Origin of the sequence: Vibrio owensii (genome assembly GCF_002021755.1) — a bacterium.
Taxonomy (GTDB): domain Bacteria; phylum Pseudomonadota; class Gammaproteobacteria; order Enterobacterales; family Vibrionaceae; genus Vibrio; species Vibrio owensii.
Genome location: NZ_CP019959.1, coordinates 684,576 through 696,387 on the forward strand (window position 1 = coordinate 684,576; position 11,812 = coordinate 696,387).

Here is an 11,812-nt window from a genome sequence, read left to right on the forward strand (position 1 = left end):
CTCGTTTTTAGACTCAATGTTGGCTGGTGGTGTTTACCATTAACTCTAAGATTCCAGCGGAACGTAAAAACACCCGTCCTACTGGTAATAAGGTAAAGTGATTTTCTAGAAGATAGCCTTTGATTCGATAACATGTGTTAGCTCCAGTGTGGGCTAGCGTTATCTCAATAAGCCTTAAAAACGAAAAAAGGCCTGATAAATCAGACCTCTTAGAATGTGGCGGTGAGTGAGAGATTCGAACTCTCGATACGTTGCCGTATACACACTTTCCAGGCGTGCTCCTTCAGCCACTCGGACAACTCACCGAATCAAATTGTGGTTAGCATCATTGGCTAACGAGGCGCTAATTTAATGATTATGTGCCTGATGGTCAAGGCTAAACACGAAAAAAAGCGCCCTTTTGCGTTTGTTTGCTCACTATCTAGCTAAATTGCATAAAACAGGGGCAATTATGCTTCTTGATAGTAACCAGGAACGCGAAACCAGCGGCGGCACTGATCGAGGAAGTAACCGTAAAGTACACCCATACCACAAGACACAACTGCGTTACTCGCTACTGCCGTGATGATTTGGTCAGTAGACGCGCCTACAGCTAACAAAATGCCCGCGTAGACTGGAGATTGGAACAATACGTACGCCACCAAGTCAGACACGTTCTTCATAAACGAAGAAGGTGACAGTTTGTTACCTTGGCGCAATACCCAATCACGGAACATACCGTACGGCCATGCAATCGCGATGTTTACCGGGATAGACAACGTGCGTGATGCTAAAGACTGCTCAAACGTCATACCCGAAATCAAGATCTCGATAATCATCCCTGTGATAAAACAAAAAACCACCATAGCAAAGGTATCCGCTGCGGCATTGCGAATACAAAATGGTCCACGAGACTTCATTTACAACCTCTAAAATCAAATACCAATAAAAACGACATCTATAAAATCATTTACTGCATTTAAAACCACATAGCAGTCAATGGCGCTATTAGAACATAAGATTTTCAGTTTATGATTCCGTTTTTAATTATCAGTTGTAAATTAATAACCAACTTTAAGGTTAAAAGTAGCAGCTTTCACCATAATCAGTAAAAACCGCCTTAAATCGACCTAAAATGAAGTTTAAAAACGTAATTTGTTTACCAATAAACGACTTAGCTCACGCAAAAACACAAAAAACCAGAGGAATATCTGGTAAGTGAATTTCAAAAAGATCAGCTTATGCTACTTGGGAGAGTAAATTCAGAGTAAACGCAAAGTTTGTAGAGTTAGGAAGATGGAAAGAAGCCAAAAGTAGTGCAGACAAACGCCCGCACCACTTTGTCGAAATGAATAGACTATTGATCTGCGAGCAGCATAGTCAGTTTGTCGATATCTTCTTGTTCAGGAGCGAGCGCTTTACTTAAATAACCCTCGATACGCTGGATAACCTTGTTTAGCTCGTCTGAGACTGTTGGCTGTACACTCTCAAAAATATGAGAGAGCGTTGACATTGCCTGTTCCAAATTGTCGTCATCTAGCGCCATATAGAAGTTCAGCAGTAGTGCCTCTGCGTTTTGTGGCTTGGGCTGCTCAGCACCCTTCTTATCTTGATACTGATAAAGCATTGAAGCGTATCGGTACAACGCATCATCAAGCTCAGATTCAACAATAGGCTTAGCAATAATATGGTTGGCCCCCACGTCAAGCATGCGCTCTTGTGTCTCTTTGAATACATCGGCAGTACAGCCAAAGATCAGCACAGAACTTGCTGGCGTATCCATAGAGCGGATCACGGCAATGGCTCCCACTCCGTCGAGCACTGGCATGTGGTTATCCATTAAGACCAAATCGAACTCTTGCTTCGTTACCTGCTCTACCGCTTGCTGCCCGTTCTCAACACAAACACACACAAAGCCTTTCGAACGTAAGAAGGTCTCCATAATAATGGTGTTGGTACGGTTATCTTCTACGATAAGAGCGCGTAACCCTTGGCAATCGAGTTTATGTGTATTGGTTGATTCCAAAACACCCGCTTCACACGGATTAAGTTCTAGTTCCACAACAAACTTAGTACCAATGCACTCTTGGCTTTGTACTGTAATGCCTCCACCCATGTGTTCAGAAATCTGCTTCACGATCGCAAGCCCCAAGCCTGTGCCGCCAAAACGTCGAGTCGTGGAAGACTCCGCTTGTTCAAACGGTCTGAAGATACGCTTCTGCGCGTCTGGGTTGATGCCGATACCGGTATCTTTCACACTGATGGTCAGCTTGGTTTTGTCATTTTGTACATGCTCTGCCAACTCAACTTCGACAAAGCCTCGGTCTGTGAATTTCACTGCGTTGTTGAGCAAGTTAAATAACACTTGGCGCAAACGTGCTTTGTCATTGTTGTACCAACGACCTTCCGGCACATTTGAAATAATGCGGAATTGCAGACCTTTTTCAGCGCATAAGGTGTGATAAACACTGTTGATACTGCCGAGAATCGATTCAATTGGGAAAGGTGTGTTATCCAGCTCAATGTGCCCCTGCTCAATCTTCGAATAATCAAGGATCTCATTGAGCAACGTCATCATATGATCGCCTGAGTCATACAAGGTGTTGAGGTGCTTTCTTTGTTCATCCGTCAATTGGGTCTTCAACAAGATTTGGGCTGTTCCCAACACGCCATTCATCGGTGTTCGAATTTCATGAGACAAAGTTGCTAGGAAAGCCGTTTTCGCATTGGTGGACGCTTGGGCTTTTACTCTCTCACGCTCAAGGTAAATGGTTTTCTCGTTGAACTTGGTGATCAGGTGGCCAATCTCGTCTTCGCTGTCATAAGCAATATCGATGATACCACCAGTTTTAGAGTCATCCACTTTCTGAGCAATACGTACGATGGGCTCAACAATGTATCGGTTTAACAGGTAGTAACCCACCAGAACACACAGTAGCAAAAATGGGATGATGCCGGTCTCGACACTCATTACCTGATTAAAGACTTGGTCAGATACTTTGACTTTCGCGTTGACCACGTCCATGCGCCAATCAAAACCACCAAAGCCTAACTGGCTAATGTAAATATATTTGGTAAGTTGGAAGTTATGCTCAATAACAACTTGGTCATCAGCATCACGAATTACAACTCCCAATGAGTATTGGTTAGTATGCTCACGAATGAACTGGAACAACGCCTCTAAAGATAAGTCTACGGTTGCTACGCCAGCAAAAACGCCATCTTTATAATAAGGCGCTGAAGCGGTGATCATCTGTACCTGAGTGAAGGTATCGATATACACGCCAGACCAACTGACTGATCCTGCTGGCTGGTTTACTACAGATTGGTACCAAGGCTCATTGTCGTAACCACCGGATTCTGGATTATTGTAGGAGTGAATTTGGTCAAGACTGCCGTTTTCATTCTTATTGAAAAACAAGCTCGTGTATTGCCAGCGTTCATCTTTAAGTATCGGTTTTGGCCATAAACCACCACTCACAATGATGTCGTCACTGACTGCGAGTAATTGTGGGATGGTATCTTGAAGTGAAATACTTGGCGTTGGTGTCTGCCCTAACCCCACTAAGCTATTTAAGAGTCCAACTGAACTCGTCAGAGGCCCTTCTATCTGTGAGGCAAGCAATTGGGTACGCAGATCCAGATTACGTTCGAGTTTTTCACGCACTGGAGGCTCGACCACAAGGTACACAACAGAACCAATGGTCGCGATGAAAAAGCACAAATAAAGCGTTAGGGCGAGAATGCTTTTTTTTCTGAGTGACGAACGAATTTCCATAGATGTAGACGAATCATTCCCTAATATCGATTTATCAATAATTGATTGGTAATATGAGCGCAACCAACCAGCCCATTAACAAATGGTATTCTATTTTGAAACTACAAGACATCCTTTCTCTTCCAGAACTTGATGGAAAACTACTAAACCTAGCGAAAACTCAAGGCTTTGTAACGTCTATGGCGTGTGCGCCAAATGTGTTGAATCCTCAAGAGTGGCTGCCATTCCTATGGGGCGGTGAAGAAACTGCACCTTTCTCTGATGGTGAGCAACTAGAACAGTACATCGATGAAATCGTTCAAATGTGGAACCAAACTCGCCCAGCACTTCTAGAAGGTGAGTGGCAATGGCCTGAAGGTTGTGAGTTGGATGATCAAGATATCGTGTCAGCAAACACTCGCGATTTCTGTGAAGGTGTACTCCAAGGCTGGCAAATTACTCGTGATGATTGGGAAAACTTAATGCCTGCAGATAGCGAAGACAGTGCTCTACTAGGTGGTGTTCTGCTCTCTCTCACTATGCTTTACGATCCAGAAACGACGATCGCAACACTTGCAGAACAAGGTATGGAAGGTCTTGAGCAGTTTGAAGAAATCTTCAATGCGATGCCAATGATGCTTGGCGGCCTGACTCAACGCGGTGTTATGCTAGCAGAAGAAGAGTAAACGCTCTGCTCAGCTAACACAGGCGACATATAATCAAAAAGCTCTCCACACCGGAGAGCTTTTTTGATCAATCGAGAATAACGTGAGGAATGTAGCGCGCCATATCTTGAGTCACTAAACTGCTGTCTTCTCGAATCGAGATCCCTGCAGCTTTGTCATTTACGAGCCAACTGCCAATGAGCGTATGACTTTGGCCAAATTTGGGTAGCGGATGATATTGCTGAACGATGTTTTGACTCGATTCGTACGGCCCAGGAGTTTTCACTAAACGCTGTCCATTTTTAACGATCTCTATGTTCGCTCCTTCGCGAGAAAACAGAGGCTTGATGACATAGTCTTTCAGACTGCTCGCTTTTGGATCGTTGGCAAAATACGCAGGCAGGAGATTAGGATGATTTGGAAAACGCTCCCAAAGCAGCGGCAACAAGGCTTTATTGGACAGAATTGACTTCCACATCGGCTCTAACCAGTTTACGCTGGATGTTGCTAAATACTTGCTGTATTCCTCTTCGAACATAAATTCCCAAGGATAGAGTTTAAACATCCAGCGAATCGCTCGGTCATCAGCATCAACAAACTGTCCGTCTTCTGTCACACCAATGTCTTCAACAAAAACAAATGCGGTTGCTAACCCGGCTTCACGAGCGCAATCTTCTAGATATTGCACTGTGCCTTTGTCTTCTTCGGTGTATTTACAACAACTAAAGTGCAGCGTTTGTCCCGGTTGCAGTTTGGCAATGTCAGCGAAGCGCTCAATAAGGAAATCTTGCAGAATATTAAACTGATCTGCACTTTGGTGGATGCGGCCTTTGTTGACGATATCTTCTAGCCACACCCACTGCCAAAAGCCAGTCTCAAACAGCGACGTTGGCGTATCTGCGTTGTTTTCTAATAGCTTTGCAGGAGAGGAGCCGTTGTACGCAAAATCCATTCTCGAATAGAGAGAAGGTTCTCTTCGCTGCCAAGAAGAAGCAACTTGTGACCACATGGCTTCAGGAATAGCGCATTGAGTCAGTAATCGCTCACTTCTTACTACTTGATCCACGATTTCAAGGCACATTTGATGAAGCTCCTCGGTTGGCGCTTCAATATCTTGCTCTATTTGCGAAAGGGAAAACTGATAGTAAGCGCTCTCATCCCAGTAGGGTTGGTCATACATTGAATGAAAGCCAAAACCAAACTGGCGTGCCAATTCACGCCAGTTTTCTCTTTCTTGTATTTCTCGTCGAAACATCGCTGTTAACCGCCACGGCTCACTGATACCGCTTTACCAAATCCACCTCGGGACATAGCACGGCCAATCGTACCGCCGCCTCGCTTGTTTAAGTTACTTGTCGCAACTTTGGTGGATTGATTGCGATAAGAACCGTAGAACTGCCCTGCACCGTTGTAGTACTTAGACTTGTAGCGATACATCGGCTCGGAGTAGTAGCTTTTGTTGTATCCACTCAAACCGCTCACTGCGCGGCTGAAAAAGTAGCCACCCACAAACGGTACGTAAGAACGGTGGCGTGAGCTGTAATAACAATCGTCCTCGTAGAAATCGTCTTCACATTCGAACTCATTGTTGTAGCGCGGTGCGTTTTCTTCTGCTCTCGCCATTGCTTCTTGGTAAGCGATTTCACATTGTTCACTGAACTCTGGCGCGTCTGATTTACATTCATCCGCATCGGCATAGATATAGCCTTCGGTTTTCGACTCATGCGTTGCCAGAAAAAAGATACCGCCAAAAGCGACGAATGGAATGATTCGTCCGACTTTAAAGCTTTTGTCCATTGAAGAACGTTTGACGTTAGAACTGCGTTTCATCGCTCCTCCTAATACGTCATGCAAGCCGCGTTCAGCACGCCGACAGATACCGAAACTGCAGCCAGAACGATGCCCGCTGGTACTTCATCGTTCTCAATACGCTCTGAGACTTTTGGCAAAAGAATGAAGCGCACAATACCGAATGCGATGATCTGCGCGAGCATGGCTACAACGCCCCACACCATAAAGTCGACGATGTTAACTGAGTTAGTCGCAGCACCTGCAATCGCAAGACAGTAGCCTAGAAAAGCACCGCTTAATGCAACGGCAGCGGCAGTGTTTTTTTCTTCTTTAATCAAATGCCATTCATCGTATGGAGTCAGTTTGACGTAGATGAATTTGAACGCCAGTACGAAAATAATCGACACCGAAAAATAGAGAAGAAAGTTAGGGAAACCTGCCAACAGGTCGACAATCATATGCATTATTTGTCCTTGTTCATGTCTGTCCAAGCGAAATCATCAATTCGCTCGTCGGCGATATAAAACAGTTTGGTGTTTGGCGGCACTTGAGCGCTGAGTTCTGGGTTTAGCTCAATACCACTGCCAAGATCGAAGGCGATCAACGTCGCCTGATGATGCTTCTTAATAAAACCAAAGATCGTTTCAACATTCGTGGTTGGTTGATCGTCAGGGTAAATCACAGAGTACTGAGTCATACCGCGTGTTGAAGCGAGTAACTCTTGGTGCAATGCACTGGAACCCGGATCCACTGCCGCTTTAGCAAGCATCTCGGCACCGACTGCAGGAATACACTCCGCTTTCGGACAGTGCTGACTGAGTAAGCGACCCAAAGCATCATCTTTAAAATAGGCAAGCAAGTGTGCATCAGGATTCACAGAGGCACAATACAAGGCGGCTGAGAGGGTAATATCATCGGTGAGATTATCAACAATGATACAGTTGGCTCCAATGATATTGGCGTTCTTCATCTCTTGCGCATCGGTGTAACTGTTCACCTTGATAAAACCAATCTCACCCGGTAGTGGGTTTTCAATGTCTGAACGACTACACAAAACGATTGGACGTTTGCCGTGTTCTTCATGTTGCAACATACGGATCAGATGCATGGTACGTGCGCCATTCCAACCCAGTAATACGATATGGTTTTCCACTCTTACTCTCCGTTTCCCTAGTATGCCTGCTCGCCAATAATCAATAGCACCGCCCGCCACTCGTCCCAAAATGGCAGCAAATAAGCTCAAACCACCCGGGATAATAAACAACACCACAACCCACTTACCCATATCACTTGAGGGTGATAAGTCGCCATAACCAACCGTTGAAGCGGTCACCATGAGGTAGTAAATGAAGTTTGAGAAGTTATCGGTCAGAGCATGCTCTCCGGCGAGAGTCAGCAACGACCATGAGATGGCAATGTATGCGCCACTAATGACGAGTAGGTTTCGGTTGCTCAGTTTGAAAAGGTGAGCACTAAACCACTTTTTCAGTACTAGCCATACAGCCATAAGTGTCCGATTCCTTTCTGATTGCTATAACTAAATACTAACCTATTGATTGTAAGAAACAAAAAAACCAGCCATATTCGGCTGGTTTTTGAGATTTGTCTTAACAAACCGCAGTCTAAATAACGGAAAGATTAAGCGTTACCTTTCACTTGCATGTTCAACTGCTCAGCAAAATCTAACATGCGGTTCAGCGGGATAAGTGATTTCACACGTAGCGCTTCATCAACGAAGATTTCGTGCTCTGCGCCACCTTCATTCAATGCTTTTTCAATCGCTTTAAGACCGTTCATCGCCATCCAAGGACAGTGTGCACAACTGCGACATGTCGCGCCCGCGCCTGCCGTTGGTGCTTCAATCAATTCTTTCTCTGGCACTAGCTGCTGCATCTTGAAGAAGATGCCTTTGTCAGTCGCAACGATCATTTGTTGATGAGGAAGCTCTTTCGCAGCCTTGATTAGCTGACTTGTAGAACCAACCGCATCGGCTAGTTCAACCACACTCGCTGGAGACTCTGGGTGCACTAGGATTGCCGCGTCTGGGTAAACACTCTTCATCTTGCGTAGCGCATCTGCAGAGAACTCATCGTGAACAACACATTCACCTTGCCATAGCAACATGTCAGCGCCAGTTTTGTTTGCAATGTAAGAACCTAAGTGACGGTCAGGGCCCCAGATGATTGGCTTATCTTCTGCGTCCAGGTGTTCAACAATCTCTAGAGCGATGCTAGAAGTCACCACCCAATCAGCGCGTGCTTTTACCGCTGCAGATGTGTTTGCGTAAACCACAACCGTGTGGTCTGGGTGCGCATCACAGAACTCGCTGAACTTATCCGCAGGACAACCAAGATCAAGTGAACATTCTGCTTCTAGCGTTGGCATTAGAATGCGCTTTTCTGGTGTCAGGATCTTCGCAGACTCACCCATAAAGCGAACACCACCAATGATCAGCGTACTTGCTGGATGACGGTTACCAAACTTTGCCATTTCTAGCGAATCACCAACAAAACCGCCGGTCTCTTCAGCCAAAGCTTGGATCTCAGGATCGGTATAGTAGTGGGCGATAAGTACCGCGTCTTTTTCTTTAAGCAGCTTTTTGATTCGCTCGATGTAATCGGCTTTTTCTTCTTGGCTTAATGGGATTGGTTTTGGTGGGAATGGGTAAACTGTGTCGATTTTATCTAATATGTGGCTCATTGCTCTTGCTCTACGCAACTTCCTTTAATCCGAGTATTGTAACCTTGTTGATTTTCAAAAACCAACCCGTAACCGGAATTTATAGCAGTCTAGCCGTATATCTTTGTTGTAAGTAACAATTCTAATTGTTACTCATGAACATTCGTTGCATGAATCATTCTTCTTTTAAAGTCGTAAAGCCAATGCAAAGAAAAAGGGAACCGAGGCTCCCTTTTTAATCATCTTAATATTGCTTAGGCGTCGTTACTTCAGCTTAGAGCTTGCAACTTTCGCCGAGGCGCTGCCTGGGTACTCGTCTACCACTTGCTGATAGTATTTCTTCGCTTGTGCGTCGTTGTTGTTACGCTCAGCGATATCACCTAATTTAACCAACGCATCTGCACGCTTGTTGGAATCTTTGTAAGAAACCACGGCAGCAAAGCTCTTCACGGCATCTTTGTCCTGTTTCTTCGCGAAGTACAACTGACCTAGCCAGTAATGTGAGTTCGCTGAATATGTTGAATCAGGATAGTCCTTTTGGAACTGTTGGAACGCAGCAATCGCACCAGTGTAGTCGCGTTTTTTAAGGATTAAATCCACCGCGTCTTGGTAAGCGGTTTGTTCATCGGCATTCGATGTGTACTTACCGCCAGTTTCCGCTGGTTTGGTTTCTTTAACAGGTGCAGCTTTCATTTCGCCACGCACTCGATCAAGCTCCACAAACAACTCGCGTTGACGCTTAAGCATTTGCTGCATCTCGTAGTTGTTGCGCTCTAATTGACCACGTAGATCACTGATCTCTTGTGCCATTTGGTCAACTTGCTCTTGCATTTGAAGCTGAACGCGGTTGCGGTTTTGCAACAAGCGCTCTAAACGCTCGATGTCGCTTTCGGAAGAAGATCGAGTAGATACTGATGATGTGCTGTTGAGATCTGATACTGGAGCTGGTGCAGCGAACGCGAAGTTCGCTGCACTTGCCAGTAACGTAAGCGTAACAGCGCGCTTAGTGTTACTGAACATGAGGTTTACCTCGAATTAGTATACTAGAACCGCACGACGGTTCTTAGCGTAAACATCTTCAGATTGACCTAGAAGAAGCGGCTTCTCTTCACCGTAGCTAACGATAGAGATTTGATCAGCTTGAACACCTAGTGCTTGTAGGTAGTTTGATACTGCTTCTGCACGACGCTCACCCAGAGCGATGTTGTACTCAGGAGTACCGCGCTCATCTGCGTGACCTTCGATCGTTACTTTAAGAGCAGGGTTCTTGCTTAGGTAAGAAGCGTGAGCTGCTAGCATCTCTTCGTAATCACCAGCAATTGTTGAGTTATCAAATGCGAAGTAGATTGTTTGAGTTTCACGTAGCGCTTGCTCTTTTAGCTCTTGCTCTGTTAGCTGGCTGTTTGGATCGATCGGAGTAACGACTGTTGTTTCTGCAGCACCAGTGTTTGTCTCAGCACCCGTGTTAGAAGCAGCGTCATCGCTTGAGCTACATGCTGTCATAGCCATCACAGGAATCGCGATTAGTAGCCCTTTTAGAACCTTGTTCAGTTGCATCTTATTTTCCTTTATTAATCAATTTTTCTTACTACAAAAACGGTGACCACGCGGGAGCTCTTACACGCCCATTAGTTGCCGGTAATCTAGCTTTAAATCGACCATCAATTGACACCATCGATAGTACGTTTTTCTTGTTGTAAATCGAGCTATAGATAACCATGCCACCATTTGGGGCAATGCTCGGAGACTCATCAAGCAACGTTTTTGTTAGCACCTGAAGAGCACCTGTTTCCAAATCTTGTTTGGCCAAGTTGAAACCCGAATCACTGCGATTCACCATGACTAGGAATCGGCCGTCAGGAGTGATTTGACCACCCAAGTTTTGACTGCCTTGCCAAGTCAAGCGATTAGTCGAACCGCTGCCCAAATCTACTTTATAAATCTGAGGTTTACCACCCCTGTCAGATGTGAAAATCAGCGATTTGCCATCAGGGTGCCAGTATGGTTCTGTATTATTTGATCTGCCACGCGTAATTTGTGTCAATTTGCGTGTTTTTAGATCCAAAGTGTAAACCTGAAGCGAACCAGTCTTAGAAAGCACAAGGGCTAACTGGCTGCCGTCCGGCGAGAATCTTGGCGCACCATTGTGACGAGGGTATGACGTTACCTTCTCGCGTTCACCGGTGTAGATGTTCATGATGAAGATCTCAGCCTGACCATTCTGGAAACTTACGTAAGCCAGTTTCTGACCATCTGGAGACCATGCCGGAGACATAAGCGGTTGCTTAGACTGAAGCACTAGGCGCTCGTTGTAGCCATCATAATCCGCAACGCGAAGTTGGTAAGGGAAGTTATCTTTATCGTTCACCACCACGTAAGCGATACGTGTCATAAACGCACCACGCTCACCCGTTAATTGCTCGTAGACAAGGTCAGAGATACGGTGCGCGTACTCACGCATGCGTGGGCCTTCAACCGTAGCCACTTTGTTGAACAGAACATGATCTTTAGAAAGTACCAGCTCGCCGTCGCCACCAAGTGCTTTGCTATTGCCGCCAGTCAATTGACCACGAACAACGTCAACCAATTGGTAGTTCACAACATAGTTGCCCTGTTCGTTCTTTTTGATTGAACCAGTAAGCAGCGCATCAACCCCAAGGCCTGTCCACGCATCAAAGTTAACCTCTGATTCGTTGAATGGTGTTTGTGGCATCTTGCTGGTCGGTACCGGGCTGAACTTACCACTGCGTTGCAAGTCTGAAGCAATCACAGCAGAGATGTCAGTTGGAAGAGGTTCACTGCCTTCCCATTTAAATGGAACAACAGCAATTGGTCGTGCTGAGTCAATACCATCGGTAATGACTAGCTCTAATGCAGCGTGAGCCACACTTGTCAGACTGCCAAGCAGTACAAACATTCCTAGTAAAAGGCGTTTAATCAC

The 11,812-nt window shown here is 45.4% G+C and carries 11 protein-coding genes and 1 tRNA gene; 1 reads left to right on the forward strand and 11 read right to left on the reverse strand.

Annotated elements, in window-relative coordinates; genetic code table 11:
- Window positions 1-217: 217 nt before the first annotated feature.
- The 3 genes from A9237_RS02965 to A9237_RS02975 all read right to left on the reverse strand — a co-directional run bounded on the left by A9237_RS02965 (window position 218) and on the right by A9237_RS02975 (window position 3,757).
- Window positions 218-305: transfer RNA gene (locus A9237_RS02965), tRNA-Ser, on the reverse strand.
- 144 nt (window positions 306-449) lie between these two features.
- Window positions 450-899, reverse strand: coding sequence for an L-alanine exporter AlaE (locus A9237_RS02970; RefSeq protein ID WP_005441741.1), 450 nt, complete (start codon window positions 897-899; stop codon window positions 450-452).
- A gap of 437 nt (window positions 900-1,336) precedes the next feature.
- Window positions 1,337-3,757: a hybrid sensor histidine kinase/response regulator gene (locus A9237_RS02975; protein WP_078607647.1), complete on the reverse strand. Its 2,421-nt coding sequence runs from the start codon at window positions 3,755-3,757 to the stop codon at window positions 1,337-1,339.
- Window positions 3,758-3,810: 53 nt separating this feature from the next.
- Between A9237_RS02975 and A9237_RS02980 the strand changes: the two genes are divergently transcribed.
- On the forward strand, window positions 3,811-4,422 hold the full coding sequence (locus A9237_RS02980; RefSeq protein WP_122045003.1) for a YecA/YgfB family protein: 612 nt from the start codon (window positions 3,811-3,813) through the stop codon (window positions 4,420-4,422).
- A gap of 67 nt (window positions 4,423-4,489) precedes the next feature.
- Here the strand turns inward: A9237_RS02980 and A9237_RS02985 are convergent, their stop codons facing one another.
- The 8 genes from A9237_RS02985 to tolB form a co-directional block, all read right to left on the reverse strand.
- Window positions 4,490-5,656, reverse strand: a complete 1,167-nt coding sequence (locus A9237_RS02985; protein WP_078607648.1) for a glutathionylspermidine synthase family protein — start codon at window positions 5,654-5,656, stop codon at window positions 4,490-4,492.
- A 5-nt stretch (window positions 5,657-5,661) separates the two neighbouring features.
- Complete coding sequence (locus A9237_RS02990) at window positions 5,662-6,231, reverse strand: DUF1190 domain-containing protein (protein WP_009707073.1); 570 nt, start codon at window positions 6,229-6,231, stop codon at window positions 5,662-5,664.
- A gap of 8 nt (window positions 6,232-6,239) precedes the next feature.
- The gene (locus A9237_RS02995) at window positions 6,240-6,656 is read right to left on the reverse strand and encodes a DUF350 domain-containing protein (RefSeq protein WP_078607649.1); all 417 of its coding nucleotides are present in this window, start codon (window positions 6,654-6,656) and stop codon (window positions 6,240-6,242) included.
- Window positions 6,656-7,699, reverse strand: a complete 1,044-nt coding sequence (locus tag A9237_RS03000) for a potassium channel family protein (RefSeq protein ID WP_039841586.1) — start codon at window positions 7,697-7,699, stop codon at window positions 6,656-6,658. Before A9237_RS03000 ends, A9237_RS02995 begins: the two co-directional genes overlap by 1 nt.
- Before the next feature lie 131 nt (window positions 7,700-7,830).
- Window positions 7,831-8,892 (reverse strand): quinolinate synthase NadA, encoded by a 1,062-nt coding sequence (gene nadA / locus A9237_RS03005; RefSeq protein WP_005441719.1) that lies wholly within the window; start codon window positions 8,890-8,892, stop codon window positions 7,831-7,833.
- Window positions 8,893-9,135: 243 nt separating this feature from the next.
- Complete coding sequence (gene ybgF, locus A9237_RS03010; RefSeq protein ID WP_020195628.1) at window positions 9,136-9,891, reverse strand: tol-pal system protein YbgF; 756 nt, start codon at window positions 9,889-9,891, stop codon at window positions 9,136-9,138.
- Window positions 9,892-9,906: 15 nt separating this feature from the next.
- Window positions 9,907-10,428 (reverse strand): peptidoglycan-associated lipoprotein Pal, encoded by a 522-nt coding sequence (gene pal, locus A9237_RS03015; protein ID WP_005441714.1) that lies wholly within the window; start codon window positions 10,426-10,428, stop codon window positions 9,907-9,909.
- A gap of 31 nt (window positions 10,429-10,459) precedes the next feature.
- Entirely contained in the window at window positions 10,460-11,812 is a 1,353-nt protein-coding gene (gene tolB / locus A9237_RS03020; RefSeq protein WP_005441711.1) for a Tol-Pal system beta propeller repeat protein TolB, read from the reverse strand.

Bases quoted from the DNA above. Each gene is read 5' to 3' on its own strand.
- A9237_RS02970 (WP_005441741.1), bottom strand. From the start codon at position 899: ATGAAGTCTCGTGGACCATTTTGTATTCGCAATGCCGCAGCGGATACC.
- A9237_RS02975 (WP_078607647.1), bottom strand. From the start codon at position 3,757: ATGGAAATTCGTTCGTCACTCAGAAAAAAAAGCATTCTCGCCCTAACG.
- A9237_RS02980 (WP_122045003.1), top strand. From the start codon at position 3,811: ATGAGCGCAACCAACCAGCCCATTAACAAATGGTATTCTATTTTGAAA.
- A9237_RS02985 (WP_078607648.1), bottom strand. From the start codon at position 5,656: ATGTTTCGACGAGAAATACAAGAAAGAGAAAACTGGCGTGAATTGGCA.
- A9237_RS02990 (WP_009707073.1), bottom strand. From the start codon at position 6,231: ATGAAACGCAGTTCTAACGTCAAACGTTCTTCAATGGACAAAAGCTTT.
- A9237_RS02995 (WP_078607649.1), bottom strand. From the start codon at position 6,656: ATGCATATGATTGTCGACCTGTTGGCAGGTTTCCCTAACTTTCTTCTC.
- A9237_RS03000 (WP_039841586.1), bottom strand. From the start codon at position 7,699: ATGGCTGTATGGCTAGTACTGAAAAAGTGGTTTAGTGCTCACCTTTTC.
- nadA (WP_005441719.1), bottom strand. From the start codon at position 8,892: ATGAGCCACATATTAGATAAAATCGACACAGTTTACCCATTCCCACCA.
- ybgF (WP_020195628.1), bottom strand. From the start codon at position 9,891: ATGTTCAGTAACACTAAGCGCGCTGTTACGCTTACGTTACTGGCAAGT.
- pal (WP_005441714.1), bottom strand. From the start codon at position 10,428: ATGCAACTGAACAAGGTTCTAAAAGGGCTACTAATCGCGATTCCTGTG.